This window comes from Brevibacillus invocatus (genome assembly GCF_003710915.1).
GTDB lineage: Bacteria > Bacillota > Bacilli > Brevibacillales > Brevibacillaceae > Brevibacillus > Brevibacillus invocatus.
This window is the reverse complement of sequence record NZ_RHHR01000004.1, coordinates 1-19,739: the sequence shown is the minus strand read 5'-3', so window position 1 is coordinate 19,739 and position 19,739 is coordinate 1. Positions and strand designations below refer to the sequence as shown.

At 46.5% G+C, this 19,739-nt stretch carries 19 protein-coding genes and 6 pseudogenes; 24 read left to right on the top strand and 1 reads right to left on the bottom strand.

The window, feature by feature from the left end:
• Positions 1–171 precede the first annotated feature (171 nt).
• The 7 genes from EDM52_RS02130 (at position 172) to EDM52_RS02095 (ending at position 6,356) form a co-directional block, all read left to right on the top strand.
• Positions 172–2,034: a hypothetical protein gene (locus EDM52_RS02130; protein WP_122907372.1), complete on the top strand. Its 1,863-nt coding sequence runs from the start codon at positions 172–174 to the stop codon at positions 2,032–2,034.
• 457 nt (positions 2,035–2,491) lie between these two features.
• Entirely contained in the window at positions 2,492–3,409 is a 918-nt protein-coding gene (locus tag EDM52_RS02125) for an Rpn family recombination-promoting nuclease/putative transposase (protein ID WP_221175533.1), read from the top strand.
• A gap of 92 nt (positions 3,410–3,501) precedes the next feature.
• A complete protein-coding gene (locus tag EDM52_RS02120) occupies positions 3,502–3,711 on the top strand; it encodes a hypothetical protein (protein WP_122907371.1) in 210 nt (69 codons plus the stop codon).
• A 60-nt stretch (positions 3,712–3,771) separates the two neighbouring features.
• Positions 3,772–4,647, top strand: coding sequence for a tyrosine-type recombinase/integrase (locus EDM52_RS02115; RefSeq protein ID WP_122907370.1), 876 nt, complete (start codon positions 3,772–3,774; stop codon positions 4,645–4,647).
• 19 nt (positions 4,648–4,666) lie between these two features.
• Positions 4,667–4,948 carry a hypothetical protein gene (locus tag EDM52_RS02110; protein WP_122907369.1) on the top strand — a complete coding sequence of 94 codons (282 nt, stop codon included), beginning with the start codon at positions 4,667–4,669 and terminating at the stop codon, positions 4,946–4,948.
• Positions 4,949–5,224: 276 nt separating this feature from the next.
• A complete protein-coding gene (locus tag EDM52_RS02100) occupies positions 5,225–6,052 on the top strand; it encodes an Rpn family recombination-promoting nuclease/putative transposase (RefSeq protein ID WP_183184770.1) in 828 nt (275 codons plus the stop codon).
• A 94-nt stretch (positions 6,053–6,146) separates the two neighbouring features.
• Positions 6,147–6,356, top strand: coding sequence for a hypothetical protein (locus EDM52_RS02095; protein ID WP_122907368.1), 210 nt, complete (start codon positions 6,147–6,149; stop codon positions 6,354–6,356).
• Positions 6,357–6,480: 124 nt separating this feature from the next.
• Here EDM52_RS02095 and EDM52_RS02090 read toward each other — a convergent pair.
• Positions 6,481–8,039 (bottom strand): annotated as a pseudogene (locus EDM52_RS02090) (IS3 family transposase).
• Positions 8,040–8,466: 427 nt separating this feature from the next.
• On the opposite strand from EDM52_RS02090, the gene EDM52_RS02085 reads away from it, so the two are divergent.
• The 17 genes and pseudogenes from EDM52_RS02085 (at position 8,467) to EDM52_RS02020 (ending at position 19,467) form a co-directional block, all read left to right on the top strand.
• Positions 8,467–9,306 carry an Rpn family recombination-promoting nuclease/putative transposase gene (locus EDM52_RS02085; protein ID WP_245996436.1) on the top strand — a complete coding sequence of 280 codons (840 nt, stop codon included), beginning with the start codon at positions 8,467–8,469 and terminating at the stop codon, positions 9,304–9,306.
• A gap of 196 nt (positions 9,307–9,502) precedes the next feature.
• Positions 9,503–9,712, top strand: a complete 210-nt coding sequence (locus EDM52_RS02080; RefSeq protein ID WP_122907367.1) for a hypothetical protein — start codon at positions 9,503–9,505, stop codon at positions 9,710–9,712.
• Positions 9,713–10,178: 466 nt separating this feature from the next.
• A complete protein-coding gene (locus EDM52_RS25625; protein ID WP_420866954.1) occupies positions 10,179–10,346 on the top strand; it encodes a PD-(D/E)XK nuclease family transposase in 168 nt (55 codons plus the stop codon).
• 64 nt (positions 10,347–10,410) lie between these two features.
• A complete protein-coding gene (locus tag EDM52_RS02075) occupies positions 10,411–11,196 on the top strand; it encodes an Rpn family recombination-promoting nuclease/putative transposase (protein WP_420866953.1) in 786 nt (261 codons plus the stop codon).
• Positions 11,197–11,426: 230 nt separating this feature from the next.
• The gene (locus EDM52_RS25620) at positions 11,427–11,846 is read left to right on the top strand and encodes a hypothetical protein (RefSeq protein WP_420866952.1); all 420 of its coding nucleotides are present in this window, start codon (positions 11,427–11,429) and stop codon (positions 11,844–11,846) included.
• A 4-nt stretch (positions 11,847–11,850) separates the two neighbouring features.
• Positions 11,851–12,084 (top strand): hypothetical protein, encoded by a 234-nt coding sequence (locus tag EDM52_RS25615; RefSeq protein WP_420866951.1) that lies wholly within the window; start codon positions 11,851–11,853, stop codon positions 12,082–12,084.
• A 273-nt stretch (positions 12,085–12,357) separates the two neighbouring features.
• A pseudogene (locus EDM52_RS02065) lies at positions 12,358–12,962 on the top strand (ATP-binding protein).
• 227 nt (positions 12,963–13,189) lie between these two features.
• Positions 13,190–13,971 (top strand): annotated as a pseudogene (locus EDM52_RS02060) (Rpn family recombination-promoting nuclease/putative transposase).
• Between the two features lie 191 nt (positions 13,972–14,162).
• On the top strand, positions 14,163–14,372 hold the full coding sequence (locus EDM52_RS02055) for a hypothetical protein (protein ID WP_122907366.1): 210 nt from the start codon (positions 14,163–14,165) through the stop codon (positions 14,370–14,372).
• 59 nt (positions 14,373–14,431) lie between these two features.
• A pseudogene (locus EDM52_RS25610) lies at positions 14,432–14,669 on the top strand (hypothetical protein); the annotation flags it as partial.
• 35 nt (positions 14,670–14,704) lie between these two features.
• On the top strand, positions 14,705–15,478 hold the full coding sequence (locus tag EDM52_RS02045; protein ID WP_245996434.1) for a hypothetical protein: 774 nt from the start codon (positions 14,705–14,707) through the stop codon (positions 15,476–15,478).
• A gap of 163 nt (positions 15,479–15,641) precedes the next feature.
• Positions 15,642–15,821 carry a UPF0175 family protein gene (locus tag EDM52_RS02040; RefSeq protein WP_183184768.1) on the top strand — a complete coding sequence of 60 codons (180 nt, stop codon included), beginning with the start codon at positions 15,642–15,644 and terminating at the stop codon, positions 15,819–15,821.
• A pseudogene (locus EDM52_RS25805) lies at positions 15,814–16,032 on the top strand (PIN domain-containing protein); the annotation flags it as partial. The gene EDM52_RS02040 and the pseudogene EDM52_RS25805, both read left to right, overlap by 8 nt.
• A gap of 26 nt (positions 16,033–16,058) precedes the next feature.
• Positions 16,059–16,619, top strand: a pseudogene (locus tag EDM52_RS02035) (Rpn family recombination-promoting nuclease/putative transposase); the annotation flags it as partial.
• 62 nt (positions 16,620–16,681) lie between these two features.
• Complete coding sequence (locus EDM52_RS02030; protein WP_122907362.1) at positions 16,682–18,139, top strand: aldehyde dehydrogenase family protein; 1,458 nt, start codon at positions 16,682–16,684, stop codon at positions 18,137–18,139.
• A 295-nt stretch (positions 18,140–18,434) separates the two neighbouring features.
• Entirely contained in the window at positions 18,435–19,121 is a 687-nt protein-coding gene (locus tag EDM52_RS02025; protein WP_245996430.1) for an Rpn family recombination-promoting nuclease/putative transposase, read from the top strand.
• A gap of 82 nt (positions 19,122–19,203) precedes the next feature.
• Positions 19,204–19,467 carry a hypothetical protein gene (locus EDM52_RS02020; RefSeq protein ID WP_183184766.1) on the top strand — a complete coding sequence of 88 codons (264 nt, stop codon included), beginning with the start codon at positions 19,204–19,206 and terminating at the stop codon, positions 19,465–19,467.
• Positions 19,468–19,739: the final 272 nt, after the last annotated feature.

Sequence of the window (19,739 nt, the reverse complement as noted above, 5' to 3'; positions counted from 1 at the left end):
TCCACTTTCCAGAGCTTCTTTTACCACTTGCATTTTAAACTCATTGGAGTATTGTTTTCGTTTCATTGTTGCCTTCCCCCTGTTCACATATAGTGTACTAAATTACACTCCATGTGTCCAAGTTTCCTAAGGGGCTATTGAGATACAACTGCTAACTACACTCTTAACGGGGTGAAAATTGACACTACAGTTGCAACTGCTGCATTACAAGACGATAAGAAAACAGTTGTGTTGACTTTCGCTGCTAATCAAAGTGGAAAATCTCACACTTTGGTAGTTTCCGGAGTTAAGAATGCTGATAAATCCAAAACGCTTGCTGCTGTCACTAAGGTAGTTTCTTTCGATGATACTACAGCTCCTACAGTGAAAACAGTTGAATACACTTCTGCTGGTAAAGTAGTAGTTACATTCTCTGAGCCAATGGATACTAGTGTTACACCTATCTTCCGTGTAAATGGTGCACCTGTTACAGCAAGCTTCGTTTCAGGTTCTAAAACTCAAATCGAAGCAAGTGTAACTCTCGCAAAAGGTTCGACTGCAACTGTTTACGTGGCTGCTGCTAAAGACGTAGCAGGTAACGAAATGGGTCTCTTCAATGGTTCTGTAGTGGTTCCTAATGACACAACTGCTCCAAGCATTACTTCTGTAACTCAAGTTGCTCAAGATACTGTACGCATTGTGCTGAATGAAGCACTTGGAACAACAGGTGCTTTGGATCTGGTATCTGGTGACGTTAAAGTATTGAAGGGTACTACTGTAATCTCCCACGTTGCTGGTACTACAGATATTGCTGTTACTAAAAACACTACTGTAGACCCAACTGGTAAGACTTACGATGTACAACTCGACCTCAACGGTGCTACTGCTGGAGACGGCATTTTCGCTGCAGGCTCTACAACTCAAGACCTGACTTTCATGATTGATGCAGGTGCATTTGGTGATGCATATGGTAACACTAATGCAAGCCTTTACTCCAAAACTCTTACTTTGACTGCTGACTCCACTGGACCAGCATTTGTATCATCTGCTGTAGCTTCCAACAAACAAACGTTTGAAATTACATTCAACAAAGCAATTGGAACTACTACAGACAAAACTAAGATTGTAGTAACTGATGCAAATGGTGTTCGTTACACAGTTGATTCCGCTACTCGTGCTACCGACACTAAAGTGCTCGTAGTTGACTTGTACAGCGGTACTACCGTAATTCCAAACGGAACTTATACCATTAAATTGGGTGCAGGTTCTGTAGTAGATGCTTATACAAACGCTAACGTTGAAGCAACTACAACTGTAGTTGTTGGAGATGCTTCGGATGTAACTGCTCCTGTAGCTACAATTGATAACGTTCAAACTACTGGACCAGCAGACGTACCTAACAAGTTCTTGGTGTCCTTTGACGAAAAAGTAACTTCTGCTACTGCACTGAACAAAGCTAACTACAAACTCGACGGTGCAGATCTGCCAGCTGGTACTGATGTTTACTTCACTGACAGCACACAAACTAAGGTTCAAATTGATCTGCCAGCTAACTCCATCAACATCGGTGAAGTTGGTACAGGTACAAATGCAAACCTTTCAGTTTCTGGCGTGAAAGATGAAGCTGGTAACACTGCTGCAGCGAAGTCTGCTGCTGTATTGGTTGAAGATAACACAGCTGCAGTTCTTGAATCTGCACAACTGATTGGTGACACATTGGTATTGAACTTCAACGAAAATCTGTTGGCTTCCTTTGCAACTGGTGCAGATATCGACGATATCCTTGGTGATTTTGTAATCACTGGCGGTACTGCAACTTTTGCTAAAGCAGACGTAATTCCTACCGATGATACTGCAGACGGTGGTGCTCAACCAGCAACTGGTACAGTTTCTATCGATGGTAAAAAATTGGTAATCAACATTGTTGGTAATGACTCTAACTGGTCTACTGTTAAAGCAGCTTCTACTCTGAAAGTAAAAACAGATGCAACTGCTTTGAAAGATGCTAACAAATTGTTGGTTAAAGATGCAGTTGAGGTTACTGTTTCTAAGTAATCGAAACGTTACCTCATAAGCTCAACTAAAATTGAGTGAAAGAAGTCGGAAGTTGGTGCCTGTCACCACCCGAAGAATGTCGAAAGGGTCTGTCTCGAAAGAGGCAGGCTCTTTCACTTTGATAAGGAACTCACTGAAAAACTTTCTGCTAGCTCACTACATTTTCTTTCCCGTCACATGCCCACCAGCAACTTCCCAGCCACGACAAGAAAACGTGACAACTTCCCTTCACTGTAAACTATAAAAACTGTAGCGAGTCCAGCGAGCTCTCCTCCATTAACCATTTCTTTCTGTACCTCACTCCCCTCTCCACTCCAAAAATCGGATCGAATCCATTTTCAGACATTTAATATTATCTTAGATGAGACAGAAAGGAGGCATTGACCGGAGTGTCTGAAAAGCGTTCCGGTGGTATAATGGTAGTACAGACAATGAACGGGCAAGGGAGGGTGATGGCGTGACGAGACGCATGGATTTGAAGGTGGATTACGCGTTCAAGCTGCTGTTCGGCACGCAGGAAAACGAGCCGATCCTGCGAGCGATGCTCAACGCGCTTCTGAAGCTGCCCAAGGACGACCGGATTGCATCCCTGACCATTCTCAACTCGGAATTGTTGCGGGAGCATGAGACGGACAAACAATCCGTTTTGGACATCTACGCCCGGACGGAAAAGGATGAGTACATCAACATCGAGATTCAGGTGGCCGACAAGTACGACATGAAGAAGCGGACGCTCTACTACTGGTCGCGCATCTACTCCTCGCAGCTGAAAAAAGGCAGCCTTTCCTACGGCGAGATGAAAAAGACCATTACCATCAATATCCTGGACTTTGACCTGCTGCAGGAAACGGATCGGTACCACTCCACGTTCCGTCTGTACGAGGACGAGGAGAAGTTTTTGTTGACAGACGTGCTGGAAGTTCATTTCGTGGAGATGCCGAAGCTGCTGAGACTGTGGGAGCAGCAAGCCGTCAACCTCGAAGAGAACGAAAAAGAGAGATGGCTGCTGATTCTGGAGGCAGACGATCGTGAAGACATTCGCAGAGAATTGGAGGCGATTGCGATGAAAGATCCGGTGATGAAAAAGGCGTTTGACCAGTGGGAAGATTTGAGCCGAGACGAGAAAACATGGATTGAGTACGAGACGAGGAAAAAGGCGATTCACGATGAGTTATCTGCCGCTAGAGAAGCTGAGATTCGGCAGCAACGTGCCAGAGAAGAAGGTTTGGCGGAAGGCCGTACAGAAGGTGAGCGTCAAAAGGCAACGGAAGTTGCCAAAAATCTGCTAGCGATGGACATGACTGTTGAAATGGTTGCAAAAGCAACAGGTTTGTCTGTAGAAGAGATCGAAAAACTAAAACAGCAGCTTCACTAACGGAAGCGCAAACACGAATCACAAACGGCCCTGTGTCCAATCAATGGATGCAGGGCCTTTTTGCGTTCAAAAACAAAGAGGAGTGGTTGTACATGCTTTTTCCGAACCTACCGACCAAAACACTAGGAGGGAGCTTTTTCTGGGACACCCTGGATAGGCGAAACGGCTGGAAGTTACAGAAGAACATCATCACCGAGCACTACCGGATTCTCGATCCAGAGAATGTTCGTCAGGCATGGAGTAACGATGAGGTAGAGATGTGGAAAGCTTTTCAAAAGTTCACGTCAGTAGGTAGAGAGTAACGCTGCCCTGCACCAATCAAATGGCTGTGGGGCATTTTTGTATTTTTGGAGGGGAAAGGAATGAACACGATTGAGGATTTTGAGCAGTACCTTGTTGAGAACGGGATTGCACCTAAAACGATTGAGTCCTACGTTGGCGACGTGAAAGGGTTTTGTGTGTTCCTGCAAGGGATGGGCGTAGAGCAACCGACCGATCTGAAGCGATTCTACGTCTCCAGTTACAAAAACAGGCTCACAGACAACAAGTACGCAGTGGCCACCATCAACAAGAAAATCAACAGTTTACAGGCGTTCAACCTGTTCCTGATCGACCGTAAGCTGACCACTGAGCAAGTCGTCACGCTACGCAAAGACAGGATCAAGGTGGCCGCAGGAAGCGAGGGAGAAGTCGAGGTGTTCACCGAGCAGGAGGTCAACCAGCTGCTCTTTTTTGTCCAGGACAGGAGCAAAGTCAGCCTGCGCAACCATCTCGTTGTTTGGCTGCTGCTGTACACAGGCGTACGGGTAAGTGAACTGTGCGGGGTTCAGCTTCATGACTTGGACTACCTCACAAACACGCTCAGAGTAACGGGCAAGGGTGGCAAGTACAGGGAGATCCCGCTTCGTCCTGATCTAGTGGAACTCATTAAAGAGTACATCCGGTCAGAACGGCAAGCAAACAAGCACAGAGACAGTCCCTACCTCCTGCTCAGTCAACGAGCTGAGAAGATGCACAAGGACGCAGTCAACACGCTGCTGGAAGGCTTGGAGAAGCATCTTGCCTTCCAGCTGTACCCGCACAAGTTTCGTCATACCTTTTGCTCCCGCTTGCTCAAGAGAGGCGTGCCGCTCACCACCGTCTCTAAGCTTGCTGGGCACGCCCACATTCAGACTACGGCCCACTACTACATCAACACCAGCAGACAGGACAAGGAGCAGGCTGTAGCCTTGCTGTAAATGAACCGGGAGGGATTCCATGAATGGCGTACAGGAAAAATATGAAGAACTTGTTGGCAAGGAGGATACGCTGATACGGGGTGCAAGGACATGCGAGAAAGCGATGTATCTCTTAAAGGATGAGATGCTGTACAAACAACGGGGAGAAACATGCCAGGATACACTCAAGGAAGTGTGCGAATGGATTCAACAACGGGAAGAAAAGCTGCGCAGAGAGATCTTTGCGGTACGCTGGGAAATGACCGTTCTCGCCTGCCAATTTCCCTCGGCAAACAAACAAGCGGAAGAAAGTCCACTGTGACTTACTTCCGCTTTTCTTCTTCCCAAGAAAAAACCGTTTTCATCAACGCTAAAACAAGGGTTTGGTCGGCCACAGGACGTTCAGAGAGCATGACGACAATTTGCCCAAGAGGGGTTTGAACATCGAGCGGATCAACGGAATGCAGGAGTTGCTCCAAGGAAGTCCCCAAGCTGCGGGCAATTTTCAGCAGGGTTTCCAGGGTAAGGTTCTTCTTGTATTCCGGTGGTATAATAAATATAAAAATATATGACGTACGGAACAAGGGAGAGTGATGGCGTGACCAAACGAATGAATCCCATCGTCGATTTCGTGTTCAAGCGGATTTTTGGTACTGAGGAAAACAAAGACCTGTTGCTGTCTTTTCTCAACGCGACGCTAAAGCCGGAGGAAGGAAGTCAACTCAAGGAGATTACATTGGTTGACCCGCACATCAACGCCGATCAGGTTGGCGACAAGGCATCCATCCTCGATGTAAGGGCGAAAACGAAGACAGGTGAACAGATCAACATCGAAGTACAACTGCACAACAAGTACGACATGGAGAAACGCTCCCTGTACTACTGGGCAAAGATGTACGAAGGTCAACTGGCAGAGGGTGAACCATACCGAGACCTCAAAAAGACGGTCACAATCAGCATCATCGACTTTGAGTACCTCCCGACAGACAGCTACCACAGTGTGTTTCGGTTGCGAGAAGATGAGGAAGGATTCGTGCTAACTGATGATCTGGAAATCCATTTTCTTGAATTGCCAAAGGTAGCAGGAGTGCATCAGGAAACCAGCGATTTGCTGGTCAAGTGGATGTTGTTTTTGAAGGCAGAAAGCAAAACGAAACTGGAGGAATTGGCGATGAGCGAACCGACGATTCGTAAGGCGGTCAATGTGCTTGAGTTTCTAAATCAGGATAAAGAAGCCCGTAAATTGTATGAGATGCGGGAAATGGCATTGAAGGATGAGGCAAACATGATTCAAGGTGCAAAGGAAGAAGGCAAAGCTGAGGTGGCTAGAAAAATGCTTGCCAAAGGAATGGATGTTTCCTTAATCGTTGAATTGACGGGACTTTCTGTAGAAGAAATCGAAAAATTGAAGCAGCAGATTCACTAACGGAAGCTCATAACGAATCACAATTGGCCCTACGTCCAACCAACGGATGTAGGGCCTTTTTGCGTTCTCAAAAAGCCAAAAGGAGTTGTTGTACATGCCTTTCCCGAACGTACCAACCAAGACGTTAGGCGGTCAGGTTTTCTGGAACACCCTGGACAGAAGAAACGGATGGAAGCTGCAGCAAAACATGTTCACCCAACACTTCCGCATCCTCGATCCGGACAACGTGAGGCAGGCTTGGGGACAGGATGAAGGCGAGATGTGGCGTACGTTTCGCATGTTTGCTGGTTCAAGAAATGAGTGAAGTAAGGTAGGTGTTTGATTGTGGATGTGATTCAGCAGTTTGAGCAGTGTCTTGTAGAAAACGGGATTGCGCCGAAAACGGTGTTTGTCAAGATAGTTGTCGCGAATTGATGAAAATAAGATAGCTATGTTTGAGCTTTTTGCTCAGCTTGAATAAGGGTCGCTTTTTCCGGATTGAGCCAAACTTCTTCATCCAGGCTCCAATCGCGTGTAGCCCCTGACCAGCGACCAGGATTCGAGGCTTTCGCGGTTTCGTAGACTTGTTTTCTTTTCTCAAATACTTGCTTAGACAGACCGTTGTGTCTCTGGTTCGGCGTTATAAAGTTAAGTCCGCTGTGGCGATGCTCGTGATTGTACCAGCGCACAAAACGCAGCACCCATTCACGCGCTTCTGTGCGATCCTTAAACCCTTGCTCAGGGTACTCTGGACGGTATTTGCATGTCCGGAAGATGGATTCAGCATAGGGGTTATCATTGTTAACTCGCGGACGGCTTCTAGAAGGGGTAATACCTAATCTGTACAGCGTTTCTAATAAGGTTGCCCCTTTCATTGGACTACCGTTGTCCGAGTGCAGCACAAGTGGTTGCTGGCGAACGACACACTGCTCACTTAGCACGGTTCTGCGAATCAATTGACTGGCATGCTCGGCCGACTCTTCCTCCCAATTCTCCCAACCGACAATTTTGCGACTATACAAATCCAGCACGAGATAGAGGTAGAAGAACAAGCCTTTAACCGGCCCAGGCAACCACGTAATATCCCACATCCAGACCTGGTTAGCCCCGGTTGCACGGTGACTTGTCAGCGGCTTGGCGGTTCGCTTCTTGCTCCGTCCACGATGCTGCTGCTGTTTGTGTTTATGCATCACGCGATAAAAGCTCGATTCGGAAGCGATATACGTCCCCTGATCGGCCAGCGCGGGAACGATTTGACTCGGAGGCAAACTCTAAAATTCCGGTTGATGAATGACGTCCAGAATCTGTTGCTCTTCATCCTCGCTGAGCTTGTGGGCGGGCTCAGGCCGTTTCGCATTTGGACGCCCATCTTCACGCACACCATACTGTCGCCAACGTTGCAGGGTGCGCTGAGTCAGTCCAAGCTCTTTACAGGCGAGCCGCTCTCTTGCTCCGGCTTCGACCGCTTCTTGAATCAGTGATATGGCTAATTGACGATCTGAGGCACTGATCATTCGTCCCCTTGGTCCCCCCAGATCGCTTGGGCCTTTTTTCGTAACACCAGTAGCGCGGCCGTTTCCGCGAGCGCCGCTTCTTTGCGCTGCAGCTCACGGCTTAGGGTTTTTACCTCTTGCTCCTTTGTACGGAGATCCTTTTGGAGCTTGCTCGCTTGCTCGGCTATCCCGCCATTGGCTTGCATGCAGGCATCACGCCAAGCCTCTACTTGTTCGACGAATAGCCCTTTAGCGCGACAGTATTCCGACAGTTCGATTTCACTTAGCGCAGCGGTTTCCACCACGATGGCAAATTTATCTCTTGTGCTCCATCTCTCGGCAGGCTGCGTACCATCAGGCATGATCTTTCCTTGTGCTTTGGCCGCCTTTTTCCATTTGTATAGCGTTGTTTCCGATAGTCCGCTCTCTCTGGCGATCTGGCTGACAGGCTCATTGCTGGGCGGCATCATCCGTTGCAAAATGCTCTGCTTTAATTCCTTGCTCACTTGGTTCATTGTCTCCCACCTCGTCCTCGTTTTCCTCACTATACGTTCTTTAGAGGGGTACGACAACTATTCTGACACAGGGGGCTCGGAAGAGGCAGGCTCTTTCTTTTTTGATTGGCAACTGACTGCAAAACTCTTTAGAAACTCGCTGAAAATCGAGACTAATCATACTCATCTTGATTACCACCCATTCCCAACAAGGAACCTCTCCATTCCCCTCTCACTACAAACTATAAAGAATGAAGTCAGACCCCCGTTCATTCCTCTCAGTAGCCCTTCACCCTGAAAAAACCGAACAAACGTTTCTAACAAGGTTTGAATACTATATTATTAATAGGAATATGACGGAAAGGAGGCTTTGTGCAGGAGTGTCTGAAAAGCGTTCCGGTGGTATAATGGTAGTACAGACAATGAACGGGCAAGGGAGAGTGATGGTGTGACCAAGCGGATGAATCCCATCGTCGATTTTGTGTTCAAGCGAATTTTCGGTACCGAGGAAAACAAAGACCTGCTGTTGTCGTTTCTCAACGCGACGCTAAAACCGGAGGAAGGAAAACAGCTAAAGGAAATCACGCTGGTTGACCCGCACATCAACGCGAATCAGGTGGGCGACAAGGCATCCATCCTCGATGTCAGGGGGAAAACGAAGACAGGCGAACAGATCAACATTGAAGTTCAACTACACAACAAGTACGACATGGAGAAACGCTCTCTGAGCTACTGGGCGAAGATGTACGAGGGACAGCTGGCAGAAGGTGAACCGTACCGGAATCTAAGAAAGACGGTTACGATCAGCATTGTGGATTTCTCGTACCTACCCTCAAAGAGCTACCACAGCGTTTTTCGTCTGAGGGAAGACAAAGAGAAATTTGTTTTGACGGACAATCTGGAAATCCATTTTCTTGAGTTGCCGAAGCTGGGAGCAGAGCATCAGGAAACCAGTGACCTGCTGGTGAAATGGCTGCTGTTTCTGAAAGCCGAGAGCGAAACGAAACTGGAGGAATTGGCGATGAGTGAACCGACCATTCGCAAGGCAGTCAACGTCCTTGAATTTTTGAGTCAGGATGCCGAAGCTCGCAGATTGTATGAAATGCGGGAGAAAGCATTGAAGGACGAATTGAACATGGTTGAAGGAGCAAAGGAAGAAGGAAGAACTGAAGGGAAGGCTGTCATTGTTCGTAACATGCTTGCAAAAGGTTTGAACGTGGCCGAAATCTCGGAGTTGACCGGACTGACCATAGCTGAAGTAGAAAAACTGAAACAGCAACTGCACTAAGCTTCCCCTCCATGTTCCGCAAGTAGCGTCAGTACCGAAAGGACCGACAGACGGTAACGCATCTGGCACCACTGACGCTACAGGAGGCTCAAAACGATGTCGAGGTACAAAAAATTGCAGAAGTAGCCAGCCCTACGTCCAACCAACGGATGTAGGGCCTTTTTGCGTTCCCAAAAACCAAAAGGAGTTGTTGTACATGCTTTTCCCGAACGTACCGACCAAGACGTTAGGCGGTCAGGTTTTCTGGAACACCCTGGATAGAAGAAACGGCTGGAAGCTGCAGCAGAACATGTTCACCCAACACTTCCGCATCCTCGACCCGGACAACGTGAGACAGGCGTGGGGGCAGGATGAAGGCGAGATGTGGCGGACGTTTCGCATGTTTGCTGGTTCAAGGAATGAATAAAGCAAGGAAGGTGTTTAGATGCTGGTACTCACATCTGATATTGCTGTAAGCCTGTAGAAGTTAAGGCGGATCGGTGCCTGTCACCACCCGAAGAATGTCGAAAGGGTCTGTCTCGAAAGAGGCAGGTTTTTTCACTTTGTTAAGGAACTCACTGAAAAACTTTCTGCTAGCTCACTACATTTTCTTTCCCGTCACATGCCCACCAGCAACTTCCCAGCAACGACAAGAAAACGTGGCAACTTCCCTTCACTGCAAACTATAAAGAATGCAGTCAGCCGCCGATTTTTGGTAGCTGGCTTTTTTCAGTTCAAGGACAGATCAGCAATCCGGTTTTATCAAGATTTCAATACTATATTATTAATAGGAATATGTCTGAAAGGAGGCGTTGGCTGGAGTGTCTGAAAAGCATTCCGGTGGTATAATAAATATAAAAATATACAATGAACGGGCAAGGGAGAGTGATGGCTTGAACAGATACATGGACTTAAAAGTAGACTTTGCTTTCAAGCTGCTGTTCGGTACCGAAGGAAACGAGCCAATCCTGAGAGCGCTGCTCAACGCAATTCTGAATCGCGAAACTGCGGTAGCTTTTTTTTGCCCGAACTCACTGAATAACCCTGTGAAAACTCGCTGAAAAACGATTACGCCCGATGAGCTACACGCTGCCTCAGGATCAACAGATTGTTTCTCTGACAATCATGAACTCTGAGTTGTTCCGGGAGCATGAAGAAGGCAAAAAGTCAGTTTTGGACATCTATGCCAAGACGGAGAAGGGTGAGTTCATCAACATCGAGATTCAGGTGGCCGACAAGTACGACATGAAGAAAAGGACATTGTACTACTGGTCACACATCTACGGTGCACAGTTGAAGAAAAGCGGGTCCTACTCAGAAATGAAAAAGACGATAACCATCAACATTTTGGACTTTGACCTCTTCCCTGAAACAGAACGGTACCACTCAGCGTTCCGGTTATACGAAGACGAGGAGAAGTTTCTTCTGACCGACGTGTTGGAAATCCACTTTGTTGAGATGCGCAAGTTGCTGAGTCTGTGGGAAAAACAAGCCATCAATCTCCAGAAGAACGAAAAAGAACGATGGCTACTGCTGTTAGAGGCAGATGATCGGGAAGACATTCGCAGGGAATTGGAGGCGATTGCGATGAAGGATCCGGTGATGAAGAAAGCGTTTGACCAGTGGGAAGACCTGAGTCGTAACGACGAGAAGTGGTTTGAGTACGAATCAAGGAAAAAAGCCATTCAAGATGAGTTGTTTGCTGCTAGAGAGGCTGAGATTCGACAGCAAAGAGCTAGAGAAGAAGGTTTGGCGGAAGGCAGAACGGAAGGCCGTACAGAAGGCGAGCGGCAAAAGGCACTGGAAATAGCCAGAGAGATGCTTGTAGAAGGTGACAGTCTAGAGCGTGTTGCCAAGCTGACCAAACTTCCCTTAGAAGAAATTGAAAAACTGAAACAGCAGCTTCACTAAACAGCAGCCTTCACAATCAGCCCTGTGTCCAATCAATGGATGCAGGGCATTTTTGCATTCAAAAATAGCCAAAGGAGTGATTGTGTTTATGGCAGACTAAAAATGTAGGTTATGGCAGTTAATTTATGCAGACCTGTAGGGGCTGCATAAATGAAAAAAACCACTTGCCAACATCCCCTCCCTGTTGGGCAATCTAACGACGGGAGGTATAAATTAAGGAGATGTTAGCAATGGCTGAAGTTCATTATATAAGACACGAAACAAATACAAAAGGTCGCTCTTACGCTTCTGTCGCAAGGCAGATGAATGTGGATCCAAGGACAGTTAAAAAGTACTCGGAGATGGAGGATTTCAATCCCGAGGTCAAGACTGTACAAACAAGGCGAGCTAAAGTAATGGATCCGGTCAAATCAATCGTTGATCAATGGCTACTTGAAGATTTGGGAAAGAAAAAGAAATTCAGAAGAACCGCAAAGCGAATCTATACTCTTCTCGTTTCAGAACATGGATTCCAGGGTTCTGACCGTACAGTTCGTGCCCTTCCTCGTTCTCTCATTCCCTTACAGCAATTCATTCCTGTTTCAAGTCTTCCCTTCCCAAAACCGGGAATGCTTTCTACAGGGACTGACGAACATGTTCACCTTTCTTGAAGGCGTGCCGCATACAATCCGTTTCGATAACCTGTCACCTGCGGTGAAGAAGGTGGTGCCGAACGGGGAACGGCACGTAACAGAAGAATTTGCTCGTTTTGTTGCCTATTATGGTTTCCAATATGAATTCTGCAATCCAGGAAGCGGAAACGAGAAAGGGCACATGGAAGCGATGGTCAAATACATACGTAATAACTATCTATTGCCGGAAATCCACTATGAAGACCTGTTTCGGTGAATGTACAGTCGAGGAGAAACGGAATGCACTTCAACTTTTATCCGTCATATTGAAGGATCAAGATTTCGACATATCCCTGCAAGCTCTACGGATTGCATCACAACATGGGCATCCAACCACGGAAGCCATCAAACATGTCTATTATCAACTTGTCAATGGACGAGGTATTCGAGAAACACTATCGCTCCCGCCTTCTGTTCCATCAAGTCGTGCTTCAACCAGAGGTCTCTCTCATTATGATCAGTTGATGATTATGCTGGGAGGTGAGCAACAGTGAGAAACCTCATTGAAGCACATGCCAAGCGTTTGAAATTAAGTTGGATACGGGAAAATTATCACGAAGTGATAGCTGAGACACACGAAGAGTTTTTACTCTGCCTTTTCGAAAGGGAAATACAACAGCGAGAGGAACGAAAGTTAAATCTTCTAATCAGCCAATCCTGTTTGCCAGACATAGCCGGCAAACAGCTAGAATGGCATGGTATTCATATGAATGGAAACATGACAAAGGAAGATATCTTGCACGGCGGGTTCATAGAAAGAAAGGAGAATTTAATCCTGTATGGAGGCGTAGGGGTCGGGAAAACGCTTCTGGCAGCCTTGGCAGGCTGGAACTGCATTCATAAAAGCCAGAAACGGGTACGTTTCTACACTGTCGCTCAGCTCGTGAACCCGAATTAATGTTTCAAGTGATCAACCTGTGTTATGAAAAGCGAAGTGTCATTATTACAACGAACTTGCAGTTCGGTCAATGGAATCACGTTTTTGGCGATTTAATACTGACAGAAGCATTCATTGATCGACTCATTCATTATTCGCATTTGATTGTTTTCAATCGTGATAGTTTTCGCCATAAGGCTTCACTGATGAATCAATGATACCCTGGTTGGCAAGTGTACATTTTTAATTGCCAAACGGTACATTTTGTACTTGTCAAATACATTTTGATTATCCTATAAAGCGAACATACGTTTCTAACAAGATTTGGATACTCTATTATTAATAGGAATATGTTTGAGTGGAGGCTTTGTGCAGGAGTGTCTGAAAAGCGTTCCGGTGGTATAATGGTAGTACAGACAATGAACGGGCAAGGGAGAGTGATGGTGTGACCAAGCGGATGAATCCCATCGTCGATTTTGTGTTCAAGCGAATTTTCGGTACCGAGGAAAACAAAGACCTGCTGTTGTCGTTTCTCAACGCGACGCTAAAACCGGAGGAAGGAAAACAGCTAAAGGAAATCACGCTGGTTGACCCGCACATCAACGCGAACCAGGTGGGCGACAAGGCATCCATCCTTGATGTCAGGGGGAAAACGAAGACAGGCGAACAGATCAACATTGAAGTTCAACTACACAACAAGTACGACATGGAGAAACGTTCTCTGTACTACTGGGCGAAGATGTACGAGGGACAACTGGCAGAAGGTGAACCGTACCGGAATCTAAGAAAGACGGTTACAATCAGCATTGTAGATTTCTCGTACCTACCCTCAAAGAGCTACCACAGCGTTTTTCGTCTGAGGGAAGACAAAGAGAAATTTGTTTTGACGGACAATCTGGAAATCCATTTTCTTGAGTTGCCGAAGCTGGGAGCAGAGCATCAGGAAACCAGTGACCTGCTGGTGAAATGGCTATGAGTGAACCAACGATTCGTAAGGCAGTCAACGTCCTTGAGTTTTTGAGTCAGGATGCTGAAGCTCGCAGATTGTATGAAATGCGGGAGAAAGCATTGAAGGATGAAGCTAACATGATTCAGGGAGCAAAGCAAGAGAAGGCAATGGAAGTGGCCAAAAATTTGCTGGCGATGGACATGACTGTAGATGTAGTTGCAAAAGCAACAGGTTTGTCGGAAGAGGAAATCGAAAAACTAAAACAGCAACTGCACTAATCATCCCCTCCATGCTCCGCAAGTAGCGTCAGTACCGAAAGTACCGACAGAAGGTGACGGCATCTGGCACCAATCTACAGGAGGCGCAAAACGGTGTTGAGGTAAGAATGGCAGAATCAACGAGCCCTACGTCCAACGAACGGATGTAGGGCCTTTTTGCGTTCCAAAAAAGTCACAAGGAGCTGTTGTACATGCTTTTTCCAAATCTACCAACGAAGACATTAGGAGGGAGCTTCTTCTGGGATACCCTGCAATCCAGAAACGGCTGGAAGCTTCAAAAGAACATCATTACCGAGCACTACCGCATTCTTGATCCAGAGAACGTCCGTCAGACATGGGGCAACGATGAGGTGGAAATGTGGCATGCCTTTCAGAAGTTCACTTCTGGAAGTAGAGAGTAACCGCCCTGGGCCAATCAAAAGGCTGCAGGGTATTTTTCTGTTTTCAGGAGGGAGAAGGAATGAACCCGATTGAGGAGTTTGAGCGGTATCTCGTTGAGAATGGGATTGCTGCCAAAACGATTGAATCCTACGTTGGCGACGTGAAAGGGTTTCGACCGTAAGCTGACCACAGAACAAGTCGTCACGCTGCGGAAAGACAGGATCAAGGTGGCCGCTGGCAGCGAGGGAGAGGTGGAAGTCTTTTCAGAGCAGGAGGTGAACCAGCTGCTGTTCTTTGTCCAGGATAGGGTGAACGTCAAATAGGCCCCATCTACCTACTAGGTGGGGCCTATTTGCGTGGTCTTACGGAAGGAAAGACTAGGGACGAGTTAGCGGAAGAGTTTGAGTATGCCAACTACAAATCCCTCGACATGCACATGCGGCGCAGAAACTTTACGTGGGATCGGGACAAGCAAACGTATGTGCCGATCTATAACCGCTTGGAAGAACGGGATCTGGAAATCTCTTTGACCGCATCGTCGAAAGTAGCCACCGTCCTTTCCCTCTTTCAGAAAGAAGGAGCGGATGCCAGAACCATTGCCAAGCGGTTGGGTTTTACCGATCACCGAGAACTAGCTGCTTACATGAAAGGGAAGGGATACGAATGGTCATCAGAGGCAGAAAACTACGTCAAAATGCGTGGACAAGTGCAAGAGGATTTGGAAAATGAGGACTCTTCACTTAGAGCCTTTGATGAAGAAAATAGGGTAGTGGCACAGGCTCAATTACTAGGGGCTACTCCGTCTGTCCCTGTACGGATCGATCAAGCTGTAGTGGGACAGCTAGAACAGTACGTACCACTCTTGGAGATGCTGGAGCGAAACAAGGGCAAGCTGATTGATCTTCTTGTACCCACAGCGGAGGATGGCAAAGTACCTCGCTACACGATTCCGGGCATCTTTGTCACCAAGTCCGTTCACATGACCAACACGCTCGATCAGCTCGTACGTGACTACAGTAAAGAGAAGAACATCAGCCAGCGAGACATCTTTACCGTAGCGTTGCTTGACTTCTTCCGTCGCTATGGGTACGAGCGGGAAGTGGAAACCTTGCTGGGACGAAATTGAGGCTTGGTTGTACAGCATAGGGGAACATCTTCGAGGGCATTCAGGGCGAGTAACAAGCTCTGAATGCCCTCTTTGCCCTGAAAAAACGCGTAGAGGGTGAATAGCAGTACATAGGGGATTGAGCCACTGTTTCTATCGCAAAGAGTGCGGAACATGGTTGTTTTTGGAGAAGAAGGTAACGCTGGCACGAGCAGCCGAATTAGCGGGAAAGTCACTGAGCGACTTTATTGATTATCTAAGTGACTGTGGCATTGCCTGGATGGAATATACAGAAGAAGATAGACGATTAGATGATCAAACGATTTCTAGACTTTTAGCAGAAGAAGGAGAAAAAGATGCGTAAGGTCATTTCTAATTCAAGCCCGATTATTGCCTTGTCAATAATCGGGCATCTTTCGCTTATGAATGAGCTTTTTGATGAGGTCTACCTTCCCGCTGAAGTCTATCGTGAAATTGTAGAGAGTGAGAGTCTTCGGGAGCATGGAAAGCGTGAGTTGCAGGAAGCGGTGGAGCATGGGCGTTTTCAGATCTATCGGGTGCAGAATGAAGAGTTAGTGAGCAAGCTCTACGGACGGGCGAGCAGATCAACATCGAAGTCCAATTGCACAACAAGTACGACATGGAGAAGCGGTCCCTGTACTATTGGGCAAAGATGTACGAGGGACAACTGGCCGAAGGCGAACCATACCGTAACCTCAAAAAGACGGTCACGATCAGCATTGTGGACTTTTCGTACCTTCCCTCAAAGAGCTACCTCAGTGTTTTTCGTCTCAGGGAAGACGCAGAGAAATTCATCTTGACGGACAATCTGGAAATCCATTTTCTTGAGTTGCCGAAGCTTGGATTCGAACAGCAGAAAACCAGTGATCTGCTGGTGAAATGGTTGTTGTTTCTGAAGGCCGAGAGTGAAACGAAACTGGAGGAATTGGCGATGAGCGAACCAACGATTCGTAAGGCGATCAATGTATTGGAGTTTTTGAGTCAGGATAAGGAAGCCCGTAAACTGTATGAAATGCGTGAGATGGTCCAAACAATGGATGCAGGGTCTTTTTGCGTTGCCAAAAAACCAAGAGGTGCTGTTGTACATGCTTTTCCCGAACGTACCGACCAAGAGTATGCTGTGACCACCACCAATCCATGAATACTTTTTCATAAAGGGAGAAATAATACAAAAAACTATTATGAAAAACAGAGGAATGGACTATGGCAAATTTAAGCGGCTGGAACAAACAACTTATCTCAGGAGAATGGAGAGAAGGCAGTAGTAAGGATACCTATGAGGACAAAAACCCTTATAATGACGAAACATTGGTAAAAATTCGCTTGGCAAATCTCGACGACATAAACGAATCCTACGATTCAGCAAAAAGGGTCCAAAAAGAGTGGGCGAAAGTAAACCCTTATGAGCGCTCCCGAATCATTGAAAGAGCGGCGGAACTACTCTCACATAGACGTCAAGAGATGATTGAAATTATCACAACGGAAACAGGAAGTACCGTAGTGAAAGCCAATGTGGAAATTGATTTTGCACTTGCCATTATTAAAGAGGCATCAACATTCCCCATTCGTATGTCAGGACAGATCCTACCCTCTATTATTCCTGGAAAAGAGAACCGAATATATCGAATCCCGGCTGGTGTGGTAGGGGTTATTAGCCCGTTTAACTTTCCGTTTTATCTCTCAATGCGTACTGTCGCCCCCGCTCTTGCGACAGGGAACGGAGTAGTACTGAAACCCGATTCCCAAACGATGATTGCAGGAGGTCTCTTTATTGGAAAATTGTTTGAAGAGGCGGGAATTCCCAAGGGTCTTTTAAATGTCGTTGTCTTCAATCCGGGTGAAATTGGGGATGCGTTTGTGGAACACCCGATTCCACGCATTATCTCATTTACTGGTTCTACTGAAGTCGGAAGACATATTGGTGAGCTATGCGGAAAGAATTTAAAGCGGGTCGCTCTTGAATTGGGTGGCAACAACGCCATGATTGTGCTTGCGGATGCAGATATTGAAAAGGCGGCTGGAGCAGCGGCATTTGGGAAATTTATGCACTCAGGACAGATTTGTATGGCAATCAATCGTGTGATCGTAGATGAAAAGGTAATCGAACCCTTCCTGGAGGCGTTTGTTCAAAAAGCGAAAAGGATTCCTTACGGGGACCAGTCAAACCCTGAAACGATTATAGGTCCTCTAATTAACCGAAAGCAGGTAGACCGTATTCTGGCACTGATTGAAAAGAGTAAAGGCGAAGGAGCCAAGGTGGTACTGGGAGGAAGTGTGAACGGAAACGTAATGTGTCCGTTTATTCTTCGAGACGTCACCAATGATATGACAATAGCACAGGAAGAGATATTTGGACCGGTGGCTTCTGTTATATCCGCGAAAGATGAGGAAGATGCCATCCGTATAGCTAATGACAGCCCTTATGGCTTAAGCGGTGCTGTATATGGGGGAAGTCTTGAACATGCCATTGAAGTAGCCAAACGTGTTGAAACAGGCATGATTCACGTCAACGACCAAAGCGTTAATGATGAACCCATTATCGCCTTTGGTGGTGAAAAATCCTCAGGTCTTGGAAGGTACGGGGGAGAGTGGGCACTTGACGAATTCACCACAGTAAAATGGATTTCAGTACAAATTCAAGACAGGGAATATCCCTTTTAATGGTTTGGTGCCTACCACCACCCGAAAAATGTCGAAAGGGTCTACCTCGAAAAGAGGTAGGCTCTTTCATTTTGTCTGATTTCTCCATGCAACCTGTCACAGAAAAAAGAGCCGAACAGGGCTCCTAAGGCTCGTTTCGCGTTTAGGGAGACATATTTGTACCCCCTAAAATCTTTGGTTTTTCTAATTAATGAGAATATGACGGAAAGGAGGCTTTGGCTGGAGTGTCTGAAAAGCACTCCGGTGGTATAATAAATATAAAAATAAACAATGAACGGAACATGGGGGTGATTGCGTGACTAAGCGAATGAATCCCATCCTCGATGTAAGGGCGAAAACGAAGACAGGTGAACAGATCAACATCGAAGTACAACTGCACAACAAGTACGACATGGAGAAGCGCTCCCTGTACTACTGGGCAAAGATGTACGAAGGTCAACTGGCAGAGGGTGAACCATACCGTAACCTCAAAAAGACGGTCACGATCAGCATTGTGGACTTTTCGTACCTTCCCTCAAAGAGCTACCACAGTGTTTTTCGTCTCAGGGAAGACGCAGAGAAATTCATCTTGACGGACAATCTGGAAATCCATTTTCTTGAGTTGCCGAAGCTTGGATTCGAACATCAGGAAACCAGTGATCTGCTGGTGAAATGGTTGTTGTTCCTGAAAGCCGAGAGTGAAACGAAACTGGAGGAATTGGCGATGAGTGAACCAACGATTCGTAAGGCGATCAATGTATTGGAGTTTTTGAGTCAGGATAAGGAAGCCCGTAAACTGTATGAAATGCGTGAGATGGCGTTGAAGGATGAGCTAAATATGATTGAAGGAGCTAAAGCAGAAGGCCGAACAGAAGGCGAGCGACAAAAGGCTTTAGAAATCGCTAGAGAAATGCTTGCTGAGGGTGACAGTCCAGAGCGTGTCGCCAAGCTGACCAAACTTCCGTTAGAAGGAATAGAGAAACTGAAAAAGCAACCTCACTAAATATAAGCTAATCAGATTGACATATGGCCCTGTGTCCAACCAATGGATGTAGGGTTTTTTTGCGTTACAGGAGGTGTTACAGATGGACGTGATTCAGCAGTTCGAAGAGTATCTTGTGGAGAACGGGATTGTCCCGAAAACGATTGAGTCGCACGTTGGCGAAGTGAAAGCATTTGGTGTGTTCCTGGAAGGAATGGGTGTGGAGCAGTCAACTGGTCTAAAACGCTTCTACATTTCCAGCTACAAAAATCACCTGATGGAAGGCATGTACGCGGTGGCGCCATCAACAAAAAGATTGACTCCCTACAGGCTTTCAACCCACTTCGTCCCTATTTGGTGGATCTAATCAAAGCCAACATCCGGTCAGAATGGCAGGCAAACAAGCACAATTTATTAAAAAACATTGTGAGAAATGCAGTAGTATAGTTATTGACTCAACTTTCGCAGAGCGAAAATGAGAGTATTCCCTTGGTACAACAAGTTTAAAGCCGATTTTAGAATGCTCCTTGAAAAATAGAAAAACACCACTCCGTTTGGTAAAGTGAAAGTGTCGAGGAATCACTACCATACAGGAGAGGTGTCCTTTCTATGATAGAGCAAACTCAACAAAACAATCAA

Excerpts from the sequence above, each read along its gene's own strand:
- EDM52_RS02120 (WP_122907371.1), top strand. The coding sequence starts at position 3,502 with ATGCTTTTTCCGAACCTACCGACCAAAACACTAGGAGGGAGCTTTTTC.
- EDM52_RS02115 (WP_122907370.1), top strand. The coding sequence starts at position 3,772 with ATGAACACGATTGAGGATTTTGAGCAGTACCTTGTTGAGAACGGGATT.
- EDM52_RS02110 (WP_122907369.1), top strand. The coding sequence starts at position 4,667 with ATGAATGGCGTACAGGAAAAATATGAAGAACTTGTTGGCAAGGAGGAT.
- EDM52_RS02095 (WP_122907368.1), top strand. The coding sequence starts at position 6,147 with ATGCCTTTCCCGAACGTACCAACCAAGACGTTAGGCGGTCAGGTTTTC.
- EDM52_RS02080 (WP_122907367.1), top strand. The coding sequence starts at position 9,503 with ATGCTTTTCCCGAACGTACCGACCAAGACGTTAGGCGGTCAGGTTTTC.
- EDM52_RS02075 (WP_420866953.1), top strand. The coding sequence starts at position 10,411 with ATGAACTCTGAGTTGTTCCGGGAGCATGAAGAAGGCAAAAAGTCAGTT.
- EDM52_RS25620 (WP_420866952.1), top strand. The coding sequence starts at position 11,427 with ATGGCTGAAGTTCATTATATAAGACACGAAACAAATACAAAAGGTCGC.
- EDM52_RS02055 (WP_122907366.1), top strand. The coding sequence starts at position 14,163 with ATGCTTTTTCCAAATCTACCAACGAAGACATTAGGAGGGAGCTTCTTC.
- EDM52_RS02030 (WP_122907362.1), top strand. The coding sequence starts at position 16,682 with ATGGCAAATTTAAGCGGCTGGAACAAACAACTTATCTCAGGAGAATGG.
- EDM52_RS02020 (WP_183184766.1), top strand. The coding sequence starts at position 19,204 with ATGGACGTGATTCAGCAGTTCGAAGAGTATCTTGTGGAGAACGGGATT.